This is a genomic window from Paenibacillus sp. FSL H8-0104, from assembly GCF_038050215.1.
GTDB lineage: Bacteria > Bacillota > Bacilli > Paenibacillales > Paenibacillaceae > Paenibacillus > Paenibacillus amylolyticus.
In genome coordinates this window covers 1,186,598-1,210,559 of the sequence record NZ_JBBOTC010000001.1, presented here as the reverse complement: position 1 = coordinate 1,210,559, position 23,962 = coordinate 1,186,598, and the positions used below count along the sequence as shown (strand labels likewise).

Annotated in this window: 23 protein-coding genes; 4 read left to right on the top strand and 19 right to left on the bottom strand. The window is 46.2% G+C overall.

Annotation, left to right across the window (positions count from 1 at the left end):
- Positions 1 to 220 precede the first annotated feature (220 nt).
- Positions 221 to 1,273 carry a CotH kinase family protein gene (locus NST38_RS05390; protein WP_341343853.1) on the bottom strand — a complete coding sequence of 351 codons (1,053 nt, stop codon included), beginning with the start codon at positions 1,271 to 1,273 and terminating at the stop codon, positions 221 to 223.
- 344 nt (positions 1,274 to 1,617) lie between these two features.
- Here NST38_RS05390 and NST38_RS05385 point away from each other — a divergent pair, with 344 nt between their 5' ends.
- The 4 genes from NST38_RS05385 to NST38_RS05370 are packed head-to-tail and all read left to right on the top strand — an operon-like array spanning position 1,618 to position 4,587.
- Positions 1,618 to 2,373 (top strand): hypothetical protein, encoded by a 756-nt coding sequence (locus tag NST38_RS05385; RefSeq protein ID WP_101314697.1) that lies wholly within the window; start codon positions 1,618 to 1,620, stop codon positions 2,371 to 2,373.
- A 53-nt stretch (positions 2,374 to 2,426) separates the two neighbouring features.
- Positions 2,427 to 2,564: a hypothetical protein gene (locus NST38_RS05380; RefSeq protein WP_161799422.1), complete on the top strand. Its 138-nt coding sequence runs from the start codon at positions 2,427 to 2,429 to the stop codon at positions 2,562 to 2,564.
- A complete protein-coding gene (locus NST38_RS05375; RefSeq protein WP_101314696.1) occupies positions 2,565 to 3,911 on the top strand; it encodes an arsenic transporter in 1,347 nt (448 codons plus the stop codon). It begins immediately after the preceding gene.
- Positions 3,912 to 3,924: 13 nt separating this feature from the next.
- Positions 3,925 to 4,587, top strand: coding sequence for a DUF2642 domain-containing protein (locus NST38_RS05370; protein ID WP_101314695.1), 663 nt, complete (start codon positions 3,925 to 3,927; stop codon positions 4,585 to 4,587).
- 64 nt (positions 4,588 to 4,651) lie between these two features.
- Here NST38_RS05370 and NST38_RS05365 read toward each other — a convergent pair whose 3' ends face one another.
- From NST38_RS05365 to NST38_RS05280, 18 genes are all read right to left on the bottom strand, one after another.
- On the bottom strand, positions 4,652 to 5,218 hold the full coding sequence (locus tag NST38_RS05365) for a hypothetical protein (RefSeq protein ID WP_101314694.1): 567 nt from the start codon (positions 5,216 to 5,218) through the stop codon (positions 4,652 to 4,654).
- Between the two features lie 138 nt (positions 5,219 to 5,356).
- Positions 5,357 to 6,460: a toxic anion resistance protein gene (locus NST38_RS05360; protein ID WP_036606281.1), complete on the bottom strand. Its 1,104-nt coding sequence runs from the start codon at positions 6,458 to 6,460 to the stop codon at positions 5,357 to 5,359.
- A gap of 11 nt (positions 6,461 to 6,471) precedes the next feature.
- On the bottom strand, positions 6,472 to 7,224 hold the full coding sequence (locus tag NST38_RS05355) for a hypothetical protein (protein WP_036606279.1): 753 nt from the start codon (positions 7,222 to 7,224) through the stop codon (positions 6,472 to 6,474).
- A 147-nt stretch (positions 7,225 to 7,371) separates the two neighbouring features.
- The gene (locus tag NST38_RS05350; RefSeq protein WP_101314693.1) at positions 7,372 to 8,421 is read right to left on the bottom strand and encodes an ATP-grasp domain-containing protein; all 1,050 of its coding nucleotides are present in this window, start codon (positions 8,419 to 8,421) and stop codon (positions 7,372 to 7,374) included.
- A complete protein-coding gene (locus tag NST38_RS05345) occupies positions 8,422 to 9,270 on the bottom strand; it encodes a hydrolase (RefSeq protein ID WP_101314728.1) in 849 nt (282 codons plus the stop codon).
- The gene (locus NST38_RS05340; RefSeq protein WP_341343852.1) at positions 9,270 to 10,421 is read right to left on the bottom strand and encodes a cysteine protease StiP family protein; all 1,152 of its coding nucleotides are present in this window, start codon (positions 10,419 to 10,421) and stop codon (positions 9,270 to 9,272) included. Before NST38_RS05340 ends, NST38_RS05345 begins: the two co-directional genes overlap by 1 nt.
- Positions 10,418 to 11,713: a phosphoribosyltransferase family protein gene (locus NST38_RS05335; RefSeq protein ID WP_445933723.1), complete on the bottom strand. Its 1,296-nt coding sequence runs from the start codon at positions 11,711 to 11,713 to the stop codon at positions 10,418 to 10,420. Before NST38_RS05335 ends, NST38_RS05340 begins: the two co-directional genes overlap by 4 nt.
- Before the next feature lie 67 nt (positions 11,714 to 11,780).
- Positions 11,781 to 12,983 carry an HpcH/HpaI aldolase/citrate lyase family protein gene (locus tag NST38_RS05330; RefSeq protein ID WP_076253391.1) on the bottom strand — a complete coding sequence of 401 codons (1,203 nt, stop codon included), beginning with the start codon at positions 12,981 to 12,983 and terminating at the stop codon, positions 11,781 to 11,783.
- A gap of 209 nt (positions 12,984 to 13,192) precedes the next feature.
- A complete protein-coding gene (locus NST38_RS05325; protein WP_076253392.1) occupies positions 13,193 to 14,449 on the bottom strand; it encodes a TerD family protein in 1,257 nt (418 codons plus the stop codon).
- Positions 14,450 to 14,479: 30 nt separating this feature from the next.
- Positions 14,480 to 15,061: a TerD family protein gene (locus NST38_RS05320; RefSeq protein ID WP_036606267.1), complete on the bottom strand. Its 582-nt coding sequence runs from the start codon at positions 15,059 to 15,061 to the stop codon at positions 14,480 to 14,482.
- A 93-nt stretch (positions 15,062 to 15,154) separates the two neighbouring features.
- The gene (locus NST38_RS05315) at positions 15,155 to 15,730 is read right to left on the bottom strand and encodes a TerD family protein (protein WP_036606264.1); all 576 of its coding nucleotides are present in this window, start codon (positions 15,728 to 15,730) and stop codon (positions 15,155 to 15,157) included.
- Between the two features lie 90 nt (positions 15,731 to 15,820).
- The gene (locus NST38_RS05310) at positions 15,821 to 16,414 is read right to left on the bottom strand and encodes a TerD family protein (protein WP_036672556.1); all 594 of its coding nucleotides are present in this window, start codon (positions 16,412 to 16,414) and stop codon (positions 15,821 to 15,823) included.
- 35 nt (positions 16,415 to 16,449) lie between these two features.
- On the bottom strand, positions 16,450 to 16,896 hold the full coding sequence (locus NST38_RS05305; RefSeq protein WP_076253393.1) for a tellurite resistance TerB family protein: 447 nt from the start codon (positions 16,894 to 16,896) through the stop codon (positions 16,450 to 16,452).
- Positions 16,897 to 17,239: 343 nt separating this feature from the next.
- Positions 17,240 to 18,895, bottom strand: coding sequence for an extracellular solute-binding protein (locus tag NST38_RS05300; RefSeq protein ID WP_341343850.1), 1,656 nt, complete (start codon positions 18,893 to 18,895; stop codon positions 17,240 to 17,242).
- 60 nt (positions 18,896 to 18,955) lie between these two features.
- A complete protein-coding gene (locus NST38_RS05295; protein ID WP_036606256.1) occupies positions 18,956 to 19,825 on the bottom strand; it encodes a carbohydrate ABC transporter permease in 870 nt (289 codons plus the stop codon).
- Positions 19,826 to 19,839: 14 nt separating this feature from the next.
- Positions 19,840 to 20,757, bottom strand: a complete 918-nt coding sequence (locus tag NST38_RS05290) for an ABC transporter permease (RefSeq protein ID WP_243391250.1) — start codon at positions 20,755 to 20,757, stop codon at positions 19,840 to 19,842.
- Between the two features lie 272 nt (positions 20,758 to 21,029).
- Positions 21,030 to 22,094: a response regulator gene (locus NST38_RS05285; RefSeq protein WP_341343849.1), complete on the bottom strand. Its 1,065-nt coding sequence runs from the start codon at positions 22,092 to 22,094 to the stop codon at positions 21,030 to 21,032.
- Complete coding sequence (locus NST38_RS05280) at positions 22,091 to 23,908, bottom strand: cache domain-containing sensor histidine kinase (RefSeq protein ID WP_341343848.1); 1,818 nt, start codon at positions 23,906 to 23,908, stop codon at positions 22,091 to 22,093. The genes NST38_RS05285 and NST38_RS05280 overlap by 4 nt, the downstream gene beginning before the upstream one ends.
- Positions 23,909 to 23,962: the final 54 nt, after the last annotated feature.

Below are 23,962 nucleotides of genomic sequence, written 5' to 3'. Positions count from 1 at the left end.
CTAAACCGATAACACGTTCCAGCTCAGAGCCTCCATTAGACATGTTGTTTTCTCCACAGCGTCCAATATGTAATCATTTCTATGTACACATATGGTTATTATAGCGTATTTTACAATGCCGCTTCTATTCTTATTACCCTACTTTTCCCAATACAATAAACTTCTCTTCATTTTGGCAGTAAAAAAAGGAAGGTCTCCCTCCCCCACACTAGTTAAGTGCTTACAGCTGACGTAGTTTTTCACTTAGATACTCCCGACGTTTCAGCACATATTCGCGAATTCTTTCCGGTTCACCTGCAAATACATCCATGGGCCATTTCATGTAAGGATCTTTGTTGACATCTTCACGAATCTCATTGTGTAACCGATTCACCAAGGGCATAATTCGCTTCTCTGTAAAAGCATTCATCAGATGCTGGCGCATCAGCTTTTTATATTGTTGACGGAAACTGCGGAATGCCAGCAATCGTCCGGTAAGTCTGTTATACCCCTGAATTCGAACAAGATTGGGATCAACTCGAGTTCCATAACAGTTCCTCCCCCAAGTACCCTCATAATCCCAAGGCAGGATGCCATATTTTCCGCTTTTGATTTTCTCATACCATGTGTAATTCTGATGAAATCCGTCGAAGTTCCCTGTAAGCACAGCTCCACTTAACCAGCGTAAATAATTGTCTGTATCCACCCTCGACTGTAAAAAACGAAACAATTCCAGCCTGGACTTTATGTTCAACTGCTGAATAAAGTTACGTAGCCTTGTGCGATCCACATCTTTACCACGAATTAAGCTGTACCCTGACAATAGATCGGTACTTGTTGAAGAGGAATTCGAATTTATCATAAAACCAGCATGATCATTTACCGCATAGAAGATACTGCGCACAGGGATTTTCCGTTGGCGAAAAAAGAAGGATTTCACTCCTTCGATCCTCAGGTATACACCCAGAAGCTGCCCGTTCAGATAGAGTACGCAGTGTTGTGTAGACGGTGCGGGTACACGAATCGACTCAAAAAAACGAAAAGAAAGTGCATTGCGCAACAACGAAGGATCATCATACTCCGCATTAAAATGATACGTTCGGCTGGATGTACGAATCTCAAATGATTTTTTGGGATAACCGCGTGTATGTCCTCCACGGTATCGAAGCCGGATCGGAAACGGCTTACCGTCCATCTGCATCGTGCTGTTCACAAACGTCTCTGACCATATATTGGACGTTAACTGTTGATATTCGGTTGGAGACAAGCTGATATGGTAGACAGGTAGAGCCATTTCCATCCGCCTTTCGAGTACCTGTAAGATTCGCCCGTAGGCTCTTACATCATCCTATGCAGATGCACAGAAAGTCGTACGGGCGAATGCACAGTCCTGATACTTATCGCATCCCAATTCACTTGTCATAATGCGGAATAACCGGGTTATTAATCTATAAATTTACATCATTTTCATAGATTATAGCTGAAATGGTATAAATATAGTTAACTGGCTAGTCCCTCCAAGAGGCATGTCACATATGCTTAAACTACAGACAGACACGAATGACGAATGGAAGGGATCATAATTACATCCACCATTTTTGTCCATCTGAACTTATACCATGGAAGGGGTCAAACACAATGTCTATGAATGGTCAAGGAATGAGAGGTTTGTTGGGAAGAGAGATTAAGATTAACCGGGGAGGACCTGATTCAGTACAAGGTACACTCACGGACGTACGCTGGGACTATATGGCGATGAACTGCAAAGAAGGGATTGTCTACGTTAATGAATCACATGTCAAAAGCATAACAGATACAGGCCGTTCCGGTGGTAACCGAAATGCAGCCATGGGGAATCCTATTCCTTCCAACACGTTTTTGGGCGTTATGCAAGCACTCCGCTTCCGCCGTGTTCAGATTAACCGGGGAGGACCTGAAAAAGTGGAAGGCATCCTGGCCGATGCCAACCAGAACCAATTGATCATGACTTTGAAAAATCAGGAGATTGTTCGTATTCCGATGCAACATGTGAAATCTGTATCCCTCGTACGTGGTGGTGGGAACAACAACAACAATAACAATAACAGTAGTAATACAAGTCAAGGGAACCAAGCAGCCCAAGGTAATCAGGCGGCTCAAGGCAACCAGTCTCGTGGCAACCGTTCTCAAGGGAACCAAGCAGCTCAGGGGAACCAATCCCAGGGTAATAAGTCCGGCGGCAACAAGTCACGGAGCAACCAAGGCAATCGTTCTCAGGGGCAACGAGTTCAAGGCAACCAATCCCAAGGCAATAAATCTGGTGGTAACAAGTCAGGTGGCAACAAGTCGCGAGGCAATCAAGGCAACCAAGGCAGTCAATCCCGTGGTAACAAATCCGGCGGTAAAAAGAAGTAACTGAAATAAACTGACAACTTAAGTTATCTACCAGCTTAAAGGGGGGAATTATCATGTTGATCTTCGTCGCATTAGTCTTGATTGGTGTGCCTTTTTACTGGATCGTTGCACCCGGAAGGCCCACTCCATCCCATGAACATCTGCTTCAGGCTTCGTCAGGACTTCTCCCCCTGGGAGGTGAATCACAGTAAATGCCTGACTACCAGTTGTGGTTAACCTTCGGGGTCTTTATCATCACTGTCATTTTCCTGATGTGGCGTCCTGGCGGATTGAATGAATCTATACCCACCTCGCTTGGCGCCCTTCTTCTTATTTTAACTGGAGTGAGCAGCTATGCTCACATTGTTGGAATCTTCGGGATCGTATCTGGTGCAGCCGTAACAATCCTCTCTACCATTGTCATGTCGATTATTCTAGATAGCATCGGTTTTTTTCGCTGGATCGCTTTGAATATGATTGAGAAAGCAAGAGGTTCCGGCTTTCGATTGTTCTGGCTAATTCTATTACTTTGTTTTCTCATGACCATCTTCTTCAACAATGATGGCAGTATTCTGATCACAACTCCGATCATTATTCGAATCTGTTCTATACTTCGTCTGAAAATGCATCAACAGTTACCCTACCTGATCTCCGGTGCGCTAATCGCTACGGCTTCCAGTGCGCCAATTGGACTTAGTAATCTGGCAAATCTGATTGCTTTGCAAATGGTTGGCTTAAATCTGAATACTTATACTCAGATGATGTTTGTGCCATCCATGCTTGCGATCATGGTGATGACCGTACTGCTGTTCTATTATTTTCGTAGAAGTATTCCCAAAGTTATTCATCATTTCCCTGTATCCCTGCAGTCTTCATCAGGTTCAGGATATCATCCGCTACAGACGACTGAATCCGAGAATAAAGTAGACTGGTGGCTGTTCCGTGTCTGTATAGGCATCGTTGTATTTATCCGTGCAGGATATTTTCTAGCTGAGCAAGTTGGTATACCCATGGAGGTAGTTGCAATCACTGGTGTTATTCTCATGCTCGCTGTGCGTTGGTATCGCACCCGGACTGGACTCAAAGATGTGATAACACAAACGCCTTGGCACATTTTACTCTTCGCCTTCAGCATCTATGTTATTGTAGATAGTCTTCACCGAGCAGGCATGACCGCATGGATCATTCAGTGGATGAAACCGATAATAGAAGGAGGAAATGCCAGCATCATTGCTGTGTCGGGGTTAATGCTCACTCTGCTTTCCAATCTGTTCAACAATTTGCCCTCCGTGATGATTGGGACCTTTGCTGTTACAGACCTTCCACTAAGTGAATCCCAACTGCATCTTGCGTATCTTGCTAATATTCTGGGAAGTGATATCGGAGCCTTGCTGACGCCTATTGGCACCTTAGCAACGTTAATTTGGATGTATATATTAAAGACCCATCATATTCGAATCTCCTGGAAACAGTATATGAAAGTTACCTTTATTGTGATACCGATAAGTCTAATTGTTAGTCTAATTTCACTATATATTTGGACGTCTATAATCTACTGAGAGGAGGTATACTGTGGAACTTCTTACGCATTGGCTGGGTAAATCCGTCGAATTAGAGCTGTCTGGCTGTAAACTACCGATCCAGGGTGAGATCATTGATGTAGGCCAGGATCTGATTGTAGTCTACGGAAATCAGCGATTTGTTTATATTCCGCTTCATCATGTTCAATCCATGCATGTCAGCACAGCAGATGATTCAAGTATAGTTTTGCCAACACCTGACCCCGAGATGGATCACACCAACATCTCTTACCGCAAAATGCTGATGAACGCCCGTGGACGATTCAGTGAAATCTCCATCGGAGGGAAAACATTGCATGGTTATATTACAAATATTATGAATGACTACTTTATGTTCTACTCTCCTTTATATCATTCTATCTACGTTTCCATTAATCATCTGAAGTATATTATTCCTTCCCCTACTAACAGCACACCCTACTCCCTTAGTAAGCAACATTTCCCTATGCAACCCTCGTCCATGTCACTCTCCCGTACACTCGATCAGCAACTTCATAAAATGATAGGTGAACTTGTTGTACTCAACCTCGGTTGCAAGCCTTACCGAGCAGGGTTATTGAAGAATGCAGACAACCACTTGCTTGCATTGGTAGAAGCAGATGGGACTTCTTTAATTATGCATACCGATCATATCCAAACCATTCATCTCCCTTGAGTATCAGAAGAACACAAAGGTTCATCTGCCTATGGCTGATGAACCTTTTTTTCAACTTTACATCCTACCATCTTCTGCGTCCACGATCACCCCGATAGTCATCATTCAACTCGCCCAGGCGATCGTACGTATCCTTATATATCCGAATCACGGCCTGAACTTTGATAAAATCAGCATCTTCCGGTCCAAGCCCCTCCATAAACATTCTCTGAATAATCTGTTGGAAGAACTGTACTCTGGCCTCAATCTGTTCTTGCTCAAGCTGTACTATGTCTTCGAAACTGTGGTTCCCTATGTAATCCATCAACTCGTCATCAGGACTGGAATAATCCGCGTTTCTTCGATCTGCAACCCATTCATCTGGCTCATTGGACTGAAGGTTAACACTGGTGCGTAATTGGGATAAGATGATTTTCTCTTTAGCCAACATGACATGAAAATCTTTGTTACGGAGCAGCTCCGATACAATCAGACTGCACATTTCACGGTTTTGGATCAGTATGCCGTCAAATGGATGTAGCGTCCACTCCCCGTTTGCATAATACAGGTTAAAGTTAAAGAACTCACTGCCATATTTGTATTGAATATTAATCTTGGTCTCATCAATAATCTCGAATGAAAAGTCCAGCATGTTCAGCAAGCTCCTTCGTATAACCCCAGATTTTAGCTTTATTCTATCAAATAAATGAAACAAAGAGACGCACTCAGCGTCCCTCGTAGAAAATAAAACCATGTAGCAATCTCGATACGATATGCAGCGTGTCCTACCCTAATCCAGGAAAGATCCTAATGCACTGGAATCCGGTTTGTTTTTCTCCGGAATGGCAGCAGCCTTCGGTCCTTCCAGACCCAGTCGATCACTCATTTTGGCGTTAAGGGTTGTCATCTTGTTGGTATAGTCATTACAGCTCTCGATAATCCGGCGATTAGACTGCTCGGACAGATCCAGCGCAGACATCAGATCACCCATCGCCTGATTGACTGCTTCAAGAGACATGGCCGGTTTGGACAACAGTTCATTTGTTTTCTCCGTCGTTGTCTTCAACAATCTGGCGTTCTCCTTGAATTGATCTTCAATCGTCTTATTCGTAGCTTCCACAGCAGAAATGACCTTCTCCTGATCATTGAGAGCCATCGCAATCATGGCCGAAACGGTGATCAGATTCGCTGTTTTATCAATGGCATTATTAACGGAATCAATCAGCTTGTCATTGTTATCATTAATGATGTCGGTAGCTGCGATTGCCTGATTGTACAGCATGATCATCTCTGTCATGGATTGAGTACGTGTTACCACTTTGCGCAACCCACGCTCCAGATGTGCTTTACGATTCTCGTTCTCAGGCTTGGCAATCTCGGTTTCGAACAATGCTTTCAATTGATTACCAAAAGAGATTTTGGTCTGCAGATTGTAGATCTCCTGAATGGAGGAACGTTTCAATTGACGCATATTCACGATGCTTTCTTCCAGGTTGTCCTTGCCGTCCCGCAACCCGTTAATGATCGCATCAATGTTCGTGCGAACAGATTGATAACGGTATACATAGTTTTTCAGCGGGCTTTTACGTAACAACTTCCCGACAAAACTCACATTTTTACTCTGCTGCAAACTCTCACATTCATCACGGAGCTTCAGGATCATGTTGGATACCTCTGCCCGGTTCCCGGACATCAATTCATTGACTGGGCGATCAAGCAACTTGAGAGTCTGTCCTGCTCTCTCTTGTGTTTTCACGCCCAACTTGCCGATATCATCCATTAAGGTATCCAGATGAGCCGGATCACTTTGGGACACTTTCTGAATAAGCTGTGTTGCTTCCTGGTTAATTCGTTGCTCATCTTCCTGCTTCAACTGAGCCCATTCCGTTGCCATGCCAATCCCTCCTATAATTCAGAGCTGTTATACCGTTGATGTATTAGTTCCGCTTTGTTCTGGAGCTCCATTAAGTCTTTATGTTCAATCGTTGATACAATATCCGATATCTTGGAATCCACGTCTCGAAGACCATTCAGCAGCATACGCCGATTGTTGCGTTTGGCTTCTCCACTTAAACGCAGAAATGGATTAATAAAACCGTTCAGGTCTTTCAAAATAAGTCTGCGCACCGTATGGTTGATATCTCCGTTATTTAGTTCCTGAAGGGAAGGAATCACACGCTGCAAACGGGCAAACAACGCCAATGATTTCTCCACGATCTCATTATCCAGCTCGTTCTTCTGACCTTCGGAGATGATCATATCCTCCAGAACTTCCAGGTATTCAATCACCGGATCAAATACAGGATCTGGTTCAGTCCGGGAAGGCTTCGCTTGTTCTGTGCTTGCATGCTGTGCGGGAGTGGAACTCGGTTGGGGCTCTGCCAGAGAAGCTTCTCGTGCCCCTGTTGGCACTGTGCTCGGTGCTTGTCCACCATTCAAGCGGGATGGTTCATTTCCGATATCTGTAATGGGTACAGGGGCTGATGACGAACCCTGGACCTGTGTACGTGGCGTGGAACGTGAAGGAATCAATCCTCCGACCACAGTTGCCAGTGCCGGAATTGCCCACGTGATGACATCCGGTAGAAAGGGACTCGTGATCGCCGCGAGACCATAACCAACCAATGCGCCTATACCTATCTTCGTTTTCCGTAACATTACTTGTCCTCCTGCCTTAACAACACATACAGTGCATATTCAAAAAGTCTGATTTTCAGTACCGAGAAGATGGACTTTTTGAATAACCTCTCATCCGTATTGTAAAAAAACCATCCAGAAGGTGTCAATGTTGAGGGAAATTCTCAGCTAGACGTGGTGTACTCCGCTTACCTTCTGAACGTCGATTATAAATGGTTGTTCGATATGACTTCCCAGTATGCCAAACTTCGGATGAAGTGGTCCAATATCATGGCCAAGTGCAGACTTGACCGCCAGATACGGGAAGTTCACGCCCGACAGACAAGACATGTGCAACCCACCCGACATACGCGGATTGATCTCCAGCAACTTCGGTGTATCCTTGCGATATTTCATCTGTATATTAAAATTATAAGGAATCCGATATACTTCTGCCACATTGCGGGCAATCGCCAGCAATTCCTCGTTTTCTTCAAGCAAGCGCAAACGTCCTCTTTCTTTTCTACGCGGAATAGCCGTTAATAGTTTCCCATTGCGATCCGAAAGACAATCAATGCTGTATTCATATCCTTCCAGTACCTCCATCACCATGACATTTTGAAAGGACGGAGCAGAAGAGAACGCACGCAGAGCATCTTCATACGAAATGGAGTTAAGCGCGTATCCGAACAACTCCTGCAACGGATCACGTTCATTGTTAATCACTCGGAATCCCATACCACCCTCACCATTACATGGTTTGAAGCATACATCGTGTCCACGCGCACGCAGCGCCTCATAGGCTTGCTGGAATTGGGCGGCATTATTAACCGTGAAATAATCCGGAATCTCCATAATGCCTTTCTCACGCACCGATTCGTAGAACCGGTCTTTCTCCATCAATTGTTCCAGTAATTCCGTATCTGAGCATACGATAACCCGTGTACCGATCTCTTCGAACAGGGAGATATGTCTGCTGATGTCCAGCATGTTCCAGCGTGGAATAAACACATCAATCTGATGACGACGGCAAAATTCGAGGCAAAAATCAACATATTCCCGGCCCGTTAGACGCGGTTCAACTTCTGCAACATCACAGCCCTGTAATGCCATATGTCCAGGATCAGGATGAGTACCGTAGATCTCAAATTCCATACCGTCCTCATTGTCCCGAATCGCATTCATATAATGGTACGTTACAGAGAACCAACGGTTGAAGTAAATCTTCATTTTTTTCATTTATACGGTCTCCCTTATCTCGGCATGGTCTATCTGGGTCTGTTGATCGTTATGAATACGGTGAACGTAATCGAGAATCTCATCTGCTGCAAAAGCACCGAATTGTTCCGTAAATTGATATGGCACCAGCTCAGGTGCACGCTGTCTCTCCACATGTAACTCTCCGTGGGACGGAGCAATGGCATGCTGCGCAAAGTCCAGCAAACAACGATCCAGCAAGGAATCGCCCGAAGCAATCACAGGCACATCGCCAATGCGTTGCCTAATATGCTCCACTGCAGCTCGTTTGTTCACGGCCGAAGGCACCAGATAGAGCTTCCGGCCCTGAATCGAACTCTCCCATCCCAGCGTCTCTAACACCCGAATCTTGTCCGCAATACGCTCCATGGGAAGCTTGTCACGTTCGATCAACAATGCAAAGAACAGCTCATCACACAATCGTTGATTAATCACCCAGTCCGGGCTCAGTACGTCGTCAAATAAATCCAGGATCTCTTCGGGAGCAGCTGCCTGCTGACGAAGCAAAGAACGAATATGCAGATTCCATTCATCGTCTACCTGACCGTCAACAATGATGTTGCCACCATTACTTGTCACCGCATATTTCGGAATACATTCGCTCTGAAAAATGTGAATGCGCCGATACTGCTCCACGGTACGTGTCGTCACAGGCATAAATACAATGTCTTGTGGCAAAGACTGCAATCGCTCCAGTGCATATGCTGACATAAAAGCGGACAACTTGCCGTTAATCCACTCTGCGGGAACAAGTCCCGGTGTATTTTCGGGAATACGGAGCGCACGACGGGAGTACACCAGCGTCTGGTCCAGATCACTTGCGTAGATCATCATTCTCCTCCACCTCCCAGGGATTGAATAATGCCGCAACAGGAATAGGTTAATCCCGGATATACCTCAACCGGCACATTTCTGTCTCTGGCGAGCATCATGATATGTTGCAAATCCGGATTATCCAGACGGTCCACAAGAATCTTCCAGGGGACCCGTCGCAATAACACTCGGGTTGTTTCTCCGATTCCAGGTTTGATTAGATTGATGTTCGCAATACCAAAGGATTGCTGGATGGACTCGATATCCTGCCAGCCTTTCCAGGTGATTTCCGAAGTACTGGTAGCATTGTCGTCCGAGCGAATCACCACTTGTTCCATCATCTGCGGAAAATGCTGAGCGATGGTATCCACATACTGGATCGACACATCCGCAGAGGACCATTCACGATACCATTTGGCCCCGTGAAAATCTGCCGGTCCAATCAGATCATCGCGAAGTACTGTACGGCTCACCAGTCCCGATACCGTGGAATTCAGACAAGCACTAGGAATAAGATAATCTTCCCTTGTCCCAAAGGTGCCTGAGCATTGCCCCGGATCGGCCAACACGGCAAGATCATCATCGAGACTTATGCCATAAGTCCGTTCCATTTGGTCACAGGATTCTTTCAGCACTTTGCGAATAGCCCCTTTGCCTGTCCAACCATCTACAAACTGAATGGCTGTTTCCAGACCATGCTGCTGTAAAATATATAAAATTGCGTTCTCGTCCATACCCTTGCCACGAATAATTGAAATGCTATAATGCGGAATCGTCACCTTGTATTTCAATTCAATATAACGTTTGATCAGGATGCCCACAGGTGTTCCGGCTCGAGCCAGAGATACCAGCACCAGATTCAGTCCCCTGCGCTCTACAATCTTCTCAGCCACGATGGCGGTATGACGTGCGATTCTTGCAGCGGATTGTTCCAGCGTCTGATGGAACAGCTCGATGTATTCTGCTGTGGGCTGGTATTCCACGGGCAGCATCTCCGAATAATGAACCCCGGATTGGATCGCCTGCTCCCGTTCACCCGTTCCCTTTTCCAGATCCACATGGCTGATATCCTTCAGTAGGAAAACAACGTCCGATGTAGCATAACTGCCCATCGGTTCGGGAGACGGAATCTCACGTTGTCTGATTAGCTCCAGTGTAGTTAAGTTCATTGCTCGTTGTCCCCTGTCTTCTCTGGCAAGCCGCAATATACAATATGAATGTGTCCACACCCCAACTGCCCCAGTACCTTCAACATCGGTTCCATTCGTTCTTCGGACATCTGTCTCTCCAGCAGAACAAAAATCTCATCATATTGTCCCGGAGCGATGTTATAGATAAAGTTACGAACGGATGCGTCTTCCGGTGAGGCATATCCGGCACCACTACGAACAGCATATCCTGGAGCCGGATGTGTATGGATTGGACTGCGGGTAGTGGATTGATACAACACGCCTTCTCCCATCTCGGCAGCAATACGCATCGGAATGTACATGAACTCCCCTGTTCCCATCACCAAAGTCCGTTCTCCCGTACGCTGCGTCCGAAGCCGTTCTGCAATCCGACTAATCTCCTGGCGCAATTCGCCATTATGACGGGATTGCATACCAAACCTGCCCGTATGCTGGACGTAGCTCGCTGTGCTACGTTTACCTTCACCATCCTCCGAAGTAGCGTGCAGCTGATCGAAGGCATCGGCAACGGTAGAGGTTTGAAGCGTTACGGCAGGATGAGATAGCTGCTCATCTTGCTGTGTTGGTTCCAACTGTGGAGTACCCACCACTTCAATACGGCCCTTCAACAGGCTTAACGGTGTAATGGTAATCCCCAGTTCAGCTTCCAGTTCGGCAAACCGAAGTTCGTCCGCTTCCGTACGCCAGTCCAACAGCGAAGCAATCACATATTGCTTCCGGGGGTATCTGGCCTGAATATCCCGAATGATATTCAACGTCGTTTTGCCCGTCGTAATCTCGTCGTCCACCAAAACAATCGGGCCCTCTCCTGCAAAGGCTTCATGATCCAACGCATAACAACGATGAGCCATCGCATGGGAATGTTCTTCTTCAAATTGAATATCTGGATGCATCGCTGGAACATATTCGCGAGTGGTGTGAATATAGGAAGCTTGATCAGCAAACATCTCGTACATGCTGTGACCCAGCGCTGTCGCTGTCTCGGCAAAACCAACAAAACGAATCGTTTCCGGCAAACTCAAGCTTTCTTGCAACAGCATGTTGTACACTTGCCGGGCTTGTTGGGGATCAATCAGTCCCTCGACCATTCCCCGTTTCCACTCGGCTACCTGAACTTTCGTCTCTTCCGTCTTTTCAGTCAGGTGCTCATATAACAGAACAGCCAATGCCGCGCCACTCAGAAGCGAGGTATACGGGTTAACCGGGATGTGCTTGCCCAGCAGTTTGCTTACAAACAGAAATGAACGTTTCTTATTGATGCGTGCAGCCATGGAAAATAGAGATTCTAGTGGAAGTTGCAGCGGGTTATGTGTAACCTGAACGTTCAGACTGAATTGATCAAGAATTGGGAACGTAGTTATGTTGTTGTTCGTGCTTGGGCAAGAGCCCGACAAAATGCTGCTGTTCATGTAACACCCCATATATTTGTGATCGGATTAGAATTCGATTCGCCCAGCTCAAGTGTGGTTTAATCTCATTCATTTTGTTATAGTAATTACTTTTGAACACACCCAGGCTACCGTCATTACGGGCGATGATGTCTTGGGCATCGGAATATTCCTCATGTGTAACAACGTACATCGCTTGTACGGGCTTAATATGAGAAGGATGAATGATCGTTTTGCCTACAATTCCATTTTCCTTGTCCATCATGACTTCACGCATCAATCCATCCATTGTGTTCGTAATATATTTCATTCTCAGATGCAGCCCTGATTTGCCCAGGGTTTCTTCGAATGGAGTCTGTCGTAATTGAGGTTTGAACACACGCTCCCGCTGACTGAAATATTCCCAGACAGGACCTGAGATCACATACGGCTTGTCCATTCGTCCAAACAGATTGATAATATCCGAGATGCAGTCACGGATCGTGGCGATATCGTATATGGTCAATTCCGGGCTTCGGCGTAGTCCAAACAAGCTGGAGAAATCGGTCGCACCAATGCGTACATTGAGCACATATTCAACATTTTCATCGAGGATGTTACGAAGGCCCAGTAAGGTCTCCCAACGTGTCTCCCGATATATAATTGAAGCCGTTTCCAATATAGGCATTCCATAGAGAACGGGATAATGATCCGGTTTCCGTTGATTATAACTGCGGATCTGGTCGAAATAGGCTCTTCCATTGCCCACACAAAACTTGGGCAATGCCACGCCTGTCAGCATGGACACCAATGCTCCCAACGTATCAATGAGACGTTCCAACTGTTGTGGTGAACGTACACGAGCAAACAGAAGAGGCATTTGATCCTGACTCAGCATGCCTGTCTCCATATAAGTCATCAGTTGAGTTAGATGCTGTACCAGACACTGCTCGGCAAACTCTACTTGGTCGTCACCCACAGCGTCCTCCAGATCAATAATAATGGTCGTCAGACCTTCATGTTTACCATTCATAATGTCGTCCGCGATATGTGTGCGCGTCGCGGGCATATATAGAGCAGCCCCAACAGCATATGCCAGTAGATCTTTGGAAGTCCGGTGATTGAACGAGACGGGTGAAGAGAAAAATAAAGTATCTTCTTCTTCCAGACTCAAAAAGTTAAAATATTTCAGGGTTGTCTCCTCCTCGCACCTTTGGCAATAGCCAATCTGCAATAGTTGATTCCAGCTGTCGGGGCATAAAAACCAATCCCTCCTTAGTCTGGAGGGATTGATGGTCTATTATCGAGGATAACGTTGGTCAACAGTATCCTTGCAATGGCGCTGACCGATACAGCGTTTATATATTGAATAAATACAAATGATTACTTTCTTCCCGCAACCCACTGCATTCCCCAATCATGAGCCTCGTCCAACGCCTGATGCCCATTATAGAACTGCACGATTCGTTCAATACTGAATGTCTCATTGTTCACATTGCGTAACATCGCGATGCCACACATGCCAAGCGGGCTCCCGTATTCATTCATTCGGACAATGATATCCGGGCCATCCTTCTGCTGGATAGTTACCACACCGTCTACTTGAGACCAGTTGGCCACACCACCATAAATATAGGTAAATACCAAGATGCGCTCAATTTCCGAGATACGGGCACCATTAATCCGCAGATTCTCTCCCGTCTTAACCGATCCCGTCCGGTCATCCCCATCCAGTGCAATATAAGGGAAACGATTCAGTGAACCAAACGTTTGTCCCAATGCCTGAATCACATCTCGTGTACCATCCTTCATCTCGAACAGACAGCCCAAGTCCAGATCCACACTCTTGCTGCGACCAAACAACCCTTTGCTACCCTGTTGATTCCAGTTCAGGTTAATCAGGATTTCACCAAGTCCCCCCGCATTTTTCTTGAGGTTAATGGTGTCGCCCTTCTTCTTCAATTCAATTTTGCTGAAATTGATCGAATTCACAGGAGCAGGCGTCGGTTCTGGTGCGGGCGCCGGGGGTGGTGGAGTCGGTACAGCTGTCGGAGGAACGGTTGAAGTCGTTGGTGCAGGGTCCGATCCACCATCCACATCCACACCAAAGTTAGCGCAGAGTGCATTCAATCCGCCTGCAAAACCCGATCCTATTGCATTGAACTTCCATTCTCCGTTATGACGATACAATTCACCGATGACAATCGCGGTCTCCACTGTAAAACCGCTTCCCAGATCATATCTCATTACTTCCTGACCTGTAGCTGCATTGGCAAACCGTAGAAAACCATGCTGAACCTGTCCAAAATGATGGCGTCGTGCTTCACCGTCATGAATCGTCAGGCTGAAGGCGATTTTCTCAATTCGGGCAGGGATTTTGCCAAGATCAATGGCGAATTGTTTCTTCTCGCCACCAACCTGTCCACCATCCATATACGTGATGAACGAGGTAGAGGGCTGATTATAAAAGATAAAATCCTCATCTCCAGCCACTTTATTGTCTGAACCCAGAAGGAATGCTGATGTGTCCAGCTCTACACCCGAGGCTGCCTCCCAACCAATGCCTACCGTTAGACGGGACAAGCCCGGATTGGTTTTGGTCAGATCACTCTTCTGGCCTTTCACGACAGAAATCGCCATAGCAGATTCACCTTTCTATGCCAAGTTATGTTATTGTGCATCCAGCCCGTAATTTTTGCATAAAGCAGATAGTCCACCAGTGAAGCCGCTGCCTACCGCCTGGAATTTCCAGTCCGCACCTGCACGGTAAAACTCACAGAATACCACAGCTGTTTCGGTAGAGTAGTCTTCTCCGAGGTCGAAACGAAGCACTTCCCGATCACTTGCAGCATCTACAACACGAACAAAAGCATTGGAGACTTGTCCAAAATTCTGCCCTCGTCCATCTCCATCATAGATGGTTACGGTAATACCGATCCGGTGAATGTGCGCAGGGATTTTACTGAAATCAACAACAACTTGCTCATCATCGCCGTCACCCTCACCCGTACGGTTATCACCAGTATGTGTTACTGAACCCGCACCGCCGCTTGGATTGTTGTAAAAAACAAAGTCATCCGTACCTTTGGCTTTTCCATCTTCGTACAACAAAAAAGCCGAAGCGTCCAGGTCAAAGTCGACTCCACCACTATATTTGTTTGTATCCCAACCCAAACCAACCACCACACGGGTAAGGCCCGGATTCGTCTTAGTCAGGTCAATACGTTGTCCTTTGGCAAGACTGATCGTCATTTGTTTTTCCACCTTTCCAAAATATGTGATTAAATGAAAAGGAGAACCGTCCAGGAGACGGTTCTTCCCATCCTGTAAGTCGTACTGTACGTCCTATTGCAAACCGTAGTCGCGTGTCAATCCAACCAATCCATCTTGGTAACCACTACCGATGGCACTGAACTTCCACTCGCCGCTATGACGATACAATTCACCAACAACTACACCTGTTTCGATGGAGAAGTCTTCTCCCAGGTCGAAACGAATCAGTTCTTCGCTGTTTGCTTCGTTGACGATTCGCACATAAGCACGGGAGACTTGTCCGAAGTTCTGGCTACGTTCTGTAGCTTCGTAGATTGTAATGGAGAATGCAATTTTCTCTACATTCGCGGGTACGTTAGGCAGGTCGATATTGATCTGCTCATCATCACCATCGCCATCTCCTGTACGGTTGTCACCGGTGTGAACAACAGAACCATTTTCATTTTGTGGATTGTTGAAGAAGATGAAGTTTTTCTCGCCTTCTACTTTACCGTTTGCATTGGCACAGAATACCGATACATCCAGGTCAAAGTCTTTTCCGCCATCATACTTATTGGTATCCCAGCCCAAGCCTACTGTGATTTTTGTCAAACCTGGGTTCGTTTTAGTCAGATCGATTTTTTGACCTTTAGAGAGATTAATTGCCATCGTATGATCATCCTCGCTTATTTAAGTGTATTGTAGTTATCGTGACATATGAATATCAGGATTATTGTCGATTTAGGTTAAATCTTGTACTTAGGAGTACCTGCGAGCGAGTTCATTGATATGTACCGCATGGGAACCCTCTCCAATTGCCGAGAATTTCCATTCGCCTCCATGACGATACAATTCACCACAGATCAACGCCGTTGAACCTGTGTAGTTTTCGGATAGATTGAACTTCACGAGCTCACTGGAATTTTTACCATCCAGAATACGAATATAAGCCTTCTCAATCATGCCAAAATCTTGCTTGCGATTGACACAATCGTAGATATTAACAACGATTAATACTTTATGAACATCAGCAGGAATACGGGACAGATCCATTTTGATCTGTTCGTCGTCACCGTCTCCCTGTCCTGTTAGATTGTCACCAGAATGGATAACCGAACGACATGCACTTTGCTTGTTGTGGAAGCAAACCAGGTTGGAGTCCTTGACCAACTTACCTTCCTCATTCAACATGATCGCCGATGCATCACAATCGATATCCGCTTGTTTTTTTCTTCCAAAGAAACCTTTGGCAGTTACCGGGTCCCAACCGAGACCAGCAATCACCTCAGTAAGTCCTGCATTGCCTTTGGTTAAATCAATCTTCTGTCCTTTGACCAAATTAATGCTTGCCACTGATTTTCACCTCCCTTCATATGTAAAATAGCTACTTAGAGATTGAATTCACCCGGGTTCAGTCCAAGTACAATGCATATCTCGGCAACGACTCTTTTCTCCTGATCGTCAAAGTTGCCGTCAGCTGAACCAATCGCACTGCATACACCCACAATAACGCGTCCTACATCTGGCTTGGCTTTGAATTTCCCAATAGCTTTCAGCGCTTCCTGCTTCCCGATCTCTGGAGAGAACTCAAAGTTCGCGACATAATGATTAAAACGTGTAATCACTTCAGCCATATCAAATACTTTCAATTCCTGACTCAGGTTGATATAACCGGCCATCTTGTTCTTTTCCGCTTCATCAATGGAACCATCTGCAAAAGCAACCAGTGCACAACCTGCAACCACGGCATCCATAAAATCTTTATTTTTAAACTTTTTGACTTGCTCTTCAAGTCCTTGTTTTGTTGAATTTAACCAGCTTTTAAATGAACTCATACTCAACCTCCAATAGTTTCAACCTGATGTTCCGTACATTCTTTTCAAGATTTTTCAGTAACTTTCATGTCTACATCATGTTGAATATAAGTTAAATTATTCCTTAACTATACTCTGAAATACGGCAATTTTCTACATTAAAAAACAATTAATACCTTATGATACGCATCGTTCTGGATATAGTTTCAAGCAAGATGCGAGAACTTTCTATTCACTTCATTTTTCAGGCAAATATTCCCCTATTTGAAGCCCAAACATAAAAAGGCTCTGATCAGGGGATCAGAGCGCTTATTTCTACCAACACCAAAATTATAAATTTCATGAATGATTTGAATCCGTGAATTTATTCCGATTTTTCAAAATCAGCCTGTTGTTGTTCATAAATTTCATAGAAGTCATCCCAGACTAGTACATTATCCTTTTCCTTGCCCCACCAGTCTTTGTACCATGCTTCAATCTCCGGGCCCCCGCCTTGCTCCCACTTCTGCTGTGCTTCCGTTGCAGCCTGTTCGACTGTATATTTGCTTCCGCCAATGATGGAACGGGTAAAGATATCGTTGATCGCTGTTGTCACATTGGTCAACTTCACCTGAAGCTCCTTGGGTAGCTGCGGCATATGTTCTGAATGGGTAACACCCTCTCCTACCGGAAGATCCGTCATGTATACCTCACGCGCTTCCTTGAATAGTCGAAGTCCTTCCTTCTGCGATGGGATCTCTTCGCTGAACAGCATTTCTGTGTACCCGCATTTGCCTTCCTCCAGACGGCTGTACAACATGGCGTAATCGCCTGCCCAGCTGATCTCCTGCTTATATTTCTCCTGATCCGAGATGCGCGGACAGCCTTGATCGTTCAGCGTATAATGCGTGTTTTCAAATCCATTTTTGAAGGTTCGACCTGACTCTATTTTGGTCAGAAAATCGATATATTGCATAACTGCTTCCGGATTTTTGGCTCGTGCATTCACAGCTGCAGTCATCTGAACCGGGTTATTCCACACCATCGTGTGCTGTCCTACGGACGTGGTTGGCAGAGCGATGACCTTTAATTTGGCTTCAGGAACATTCTGCATCAGTGTATCCAGTTCCTTCGCTGCAAACCCGGTATAATCCGAAGTCATGGCTGCGTACATACCGATTTTGCCATTCAGGAAATCCTGCTTCGCCTTGGCCCCGTCCTTGTCGGTCAATAAGTCCTTATCCACCACTCCTGCTTCATATAATGCACGTTTGAATACCGTGGCTTCTTTCATGTTGTTGGGACCAACCACCATCTCCCCGTCCTCCACATTCACCCAGTTGGCGTTGTACATATAGCGAAACAGACCCGCTGTATCGCCGAACTGAAATCCACCGATGCCGTATGTATCCTTAGCTCCGTTTCCATCGGGATCATTCTCCGTGAAGGCCTTGGCTACCGCCAGCATCTCTTCCTCATTAGTCGGTACCTCCAGATTCAACTTTTCCAACCAGTCTTCCCGAATGAAAAAGCTCGTTAGTGGAAACACCTCGTTCATACGTCCCACTTCATAGAGCTTACCATCGCTTTTGATGCCGGCCTTCTTGAGCTGGGGATATTTCTCCATCAAGGCTTTGTATTCCACACTCGAGTTCTCGATCAACTCATCCAGCGGCATCAGCTGTTTCTGATTAAACAGTGTGTTACGGATCGGCGTACCGAATTCAAAAATGATATCCGGTGCACTGCCAGAAGCGAATAATACGTTAAGTTTCGACTGAGATTCCCAGCGGGGAACTGCTGTATATTTTACATTTGCCGGGCCATTCTCGTTAATCCACTTGGACCACATATTATCTTCGATCGTACCCATGCCGCTTGGGACCGCACCCCGATCATAGATCGTTGACGTGATGTTCCCCCTGTTGCCTTCGCCTTCCGCCTGTTCGCTGCCGTTACCTCCTGTACATCCCGCCAGCAAACCACCGATCAAGCCCAGAACGAGACCCGACTTCATCCATGCCTTCATCGTTAACGCCATAGATAAGACCCTCTTTCTCTCCTGTATTATGAACCCATGCGGGTTAACCCACAGCCTGCTTTAACCTTTTATTGATCCAAGCATGACCCCTTTAACGAAGTACTTCTGCAAGAACGGATACACTGCCAAAATGGGTATGACCATCACAATGACAGCTGCTGCCCGGATGCCTTCCGGGGTCAGATTCGATATCATCGTTGGATCGGTAAAATCCTGTACATTCAGATTAGACATAATCATATTTTGGACGAGCACGGTCATGTTGTATTTGGACGTATCATTGATATAAATCATCACACTCATGAACGAATTCCAGTAACCCACGCCGTAAAAGAGAGCAATAGTCGCCAGCAAAGGTTTGGATAATGGCAACACGATTCGGAACAAAAGCCCCAGTTCACCACAACCATCGATGCGCGCAGCCTCGTCCACTTCCCCCGGCAGATTTTCAAAATAAGATCGCATAATCAGCATGTTGTACGTGCTCACCAGACCCGGTAGCCAAAGCGCGCCGTAACTGTTCACAAGACCGAGATTTTGCACGACCAAATAAGTTGGGATGAGTCCACCGTTAAAAATCATCGTGAACACCATCGCCATCGTAAAGAAGCGCCGGTGATAAAAATGTCTACGTGACAGCGGATATGCCGCCATAATCGTCACCGCCATGCTGAGCCCTGTACCGATCAATGTGATCTCCACACTGTTCCAGAATGCATTCAGAATCGGCGTTCCCGTAATTAGGCTGTGATAGGAGAACCAGGTGAAATCGACGGGCCATAACCCCACTTGACCTGAAACAACCGCTCTCGCATCACTAAATGACAAGGCAACAATGTTCAGTAAGGGCAGGATACAGCTGACGGCAACCAATGACAACAATACATAATTGATTAGATAAAAGACTTTTTCTCCTTTGGTTTTTCTCATGCTGTTCTCCCTCCCTACCACAAACCTTCGTTAAATCGCCGCGCGATATAATTTGCACTAAAAATGAGGATAAATGCAACCAGTGATTCGAACAATCCCATCGCCGTTGTCAGGCTGAACTGTGCTCCCTGAAGACCGGTGCGGTAGATATAGGTACTGATTACATCTGCTATCTCATTGACATTGGAATTCTGAAGCATATACACCTGGTCGAATCCGACCTCCATCACCCGCCCCATCGACAGAATCAGCAGGAGAATAATGGTGGAGCGTATACCCGGAAGGGTGACATGCCAGATCTGGCGCATTTTGCTGGCCCCATCCATCTGTGCAGCCTCGTATTGACTCGGATCAATGGTCGTTAGTGCCGCGAGAAAAATGATGGCATTGAAGCCCATGTCTTTCCAGATCCCTGAGCCAACAAACACCGCAACCCACGAACCCTTGTTGTACATGAACGGATAAGGCGCTCCCGTCCAGGCCTCGACCCAGCGGTTTACGATCCCATTTTCCAAAGAGAACACCGTCATGATCATCATCGCAATGATGACCCAGGAAAAGAAGTGTGGCATATAGACCACCGTCTGCACCGTTCGCTTAAAGGCCATATTTCGCACTTCATTCAGCATAATGGCCAGAATAATCGGAATGGGAAACCCGATAATGATGCTTAACAGACTGAGGAACAAGGTGTTGCGAATAATCTCCACCGTGCGCGGATCACTGAACAGCGTCTGAAAATGCTGAAAGCCCACCCATGGACTGTTCCACAGCCCATCATAGAAGTTGTAATCCTTAAAGGCCATGACCAGCCCTCCGATGGGTGCATAACGAAAGGTAAGGTAGAACATAATCACCGGAACAAACATCAAGATTAACGGAATATTCATCTTGAATCGTCGAAGCCGCTGCTGCCGAATCCGTTGCTTCATTTCACTGTCCGGCGGTTGTAATCCAGACGGCGGACCTGCGGTCAGTTCCCCCTTCACATCCATCACTCCTCTCTGCTGTTGATGTACTATAGTTGTATTTTAGATAAAAATGTAAGCGTAAACATTTGTTATTTAACGATCCTTTTATAATTTTCTACGCAAAAATAACCCCACATGGTGGGGTTGACCTTGGAAACGAACAGATATTAAGAGGAGGCTTCTCTTTAATTTGAGACCCTGCAGCAGTTCAAGGGGGATTGCTACCGGGCACTTCACTTGGCTACTTGCTTGCGATATTCGCGGGGAGATACCCCCGTCATCTGTTTGAATACGGTTGTAAAATAACTGGAGTTATCGAACCCGGTCAGTTCCGCGATATCTGCCATGCTCTGCCGAGTGCTGTGCAGCAGCAGCTTCGCCTTATCAATTCGGCGCTTGCTGACATATTGGCTGAAGCCTTGTCCTGTTTCTTTTTTGAACAAATGGCTCAAGTAGTTGGGTGTCACATGAACATGGGCAGCCACGGCCTGCAACGTGCATGTGCTGGAATAGTTCATTTCAATATACTGTATAACACGTGTAACGACATGATCCTGCTGTTCCTGAGTTAGCCGCATCAGCATATCCACCCACTCTTCGCTCTTACATCTGGCCCAAGCGATGACTTCAGGTATGGTATGAATCCAGAGTAGTGGATCTGGGGCAGTTGAGTCCATACCACTGGATTCCTGAGGCTGAAGCTGTTGTACCAGTAAGTCCGTCATGACCTTCATAAGCATATGAATCTCCGCTTTGCCTTGTGACAAGCTCATCTCGGACGCTTCTTCTAGCAACATCTCGATCCGATTCATTATCGATCCGAATTGATGGTGGAGTAGCAACAAAGTCAGTTCCTCTCGCAGTCTCTCGGTACGGTCCACCTGGCTGTATTGTTCCCTGATCCGAATGTCGGACTGTTTTCGGCGATATCGTTCATGTGCCTTTTGTAACACCTGACATGCTTCATCGAGCGAGAACGGCTTTAACAAAAATTCAATTGCTCCATATCGGATGGCACGCTGTGCATATTCGAACTCACGATAACCTGTCAAAATGATAATCATAATGTCCAGTCCACTCTCGTGTATGCGTTCAGCCAAATCTAGACCATCCATCACAGGCATGTTGATGTCCGTAATGATCAGATCAGGTGTGTAGCTGTGTACAGCCTGTATCGCTTCTTCTCCATCGGCCGCTTCCCCAACGACCTCCCAACCGAGGGGGTTATTGCGAACCAGATGAATCAGACCCTGACGAAATAATGCTTCATCATCCACTACAAGCATACGTCCATTCAACAGAACCTACTCCTCTCAGTCACCTGAATTTCCCGGCATAAGTCCTCACCGATCTGATAAGGCAAACGAAGACGTACTAGCGTACCCTCTCCCACAGTCGACTCGATCTGTACACCGTAGGGTTCACCGTGAATCAATTCAATTCTTCGAAGTACACTCCGCATGCCAATGTGCTGACGTTCCTCATCTGCATGTGCCACTGGCGTCATAATGCGTTCAATGACCGATGCGTGCATGCCGCAGCCGTTATCTGAAATTTCAATGATGAGCAGATCCGGCTCTCCTTCATGCCCGGTATGCCGCGAGCCACGAATTTCCAGATGGCGGTTGTTCCTTTTGTCCGAGAAGGCATGAACAAAAACATTCTCCACGATGGGCTGAAGCAACAGTCGGATCACCTGACAGCGAAACAATTCAGCAGGAACGGCAATTTCAATCGACAAGGCTTCCTGATACCGGGCCTGCTGAATCTGCAGGTAGTGATCTATTTGCTTCATCTCATCCTGCACGGTCGTCAGTTGCTGCACGGGTTCCAGCGTATACTGCAGCATCTCGGACAAGGCAGTGACCAGGCGAGCCGATTTCTCATCACCAAGCATATAGAACTTCCAGAAAAACATGCTCAAGGTGTTATACAGAAAATGGGGATTCAGCTGGGCCTGAATAGCTTTGAGTTCAGCTTCTTTTTCACTGAGTTCGCGCTCGTACACTTCATGTATAAGCGTATCAATCCGGGAAGCCATTGCATTGAATCGTTCACCGATGAAACCGAGCTCATCCCCTGTCTCGATCCGTACCCGTGTATCGAACTGTCCATCACGCACTCTTTTCATCGCGTTGACTAGACTCGCAAGTGGACGCAACAGTCTGCCGCTAATTACGGTAATGATGAACCAGGAGCATAATATGCTGGCTACTGCAGAGAACACAGCAACTTTTACAATAATCTTTCCCTTGTTCTGAATCTGAGCCAGTGAGACCTTGCTGACCAGGGTGAAGCCCGCTTTGTCTGACGTTTGCTTCGTATACAATTGGGTTGTTCCCTGCTCGTCCCTGATCTCCGTCGCCCCTAGGCTTAGCTCGGTAAGTGGTGGTGGATCCGCATCCTGATTATGAAAGGCATATAGAAGCTCACCATCTGCGTCAAACAAGTAGACAGCAACTTCCTCGTTCAGTCGCAGATCTTTGAGATACGATTCGAACAACGAGGTGTTAAACAGAATTAACATGACGCCATAGGTCTCCAGATCAACAGACCGCATTAATCGTCCCGCCAGAATCCAATTGGATTGTTCCTCCTGCAAGAAGGCATCCGGCCCCAAACGATTCCAACCATATTCGCCGCCCGTTCCTTCCAGTCTATGAACCATCTCTGCCAGATAGGAAGGATCCATCTGTTGAAATGAGCCAGCAAAGGCACCGAGATTAAATATGTTTTCCTTCAGGTCATATATGCGGAGCCCCATGATCTCCGGTGCATCCAGCCTTACCTGATACAACTGATCATCCAGTTCATCTTCTAGCTTCATCTGATCATAGGACGAGATGCCAGAGGTCTGTGCTTTGATGGCATTTTTTACGGAGGGATTCAGTGTGATATAATCGGTGACTTTATACATGTCGTGTACCCTGGAATCCAGACGTGCAAGAATCTGCTCTGCGGTAAGACTATACTGGCGACTGACCTCTTCATTGAACAGGTCGATATGGATGCGATAGGTGATCAACCCTGTGATTCCGGAGATTAAGACCGTTGCGGTAGATAAAAACAAGATTAGCTTCGTTTTAAATTTAAAGCGTTTACAAAAGTTCATCCACCACATCTTTCCCACACCTCACCTATATTCCGGACATGTCTTACTCCTAAA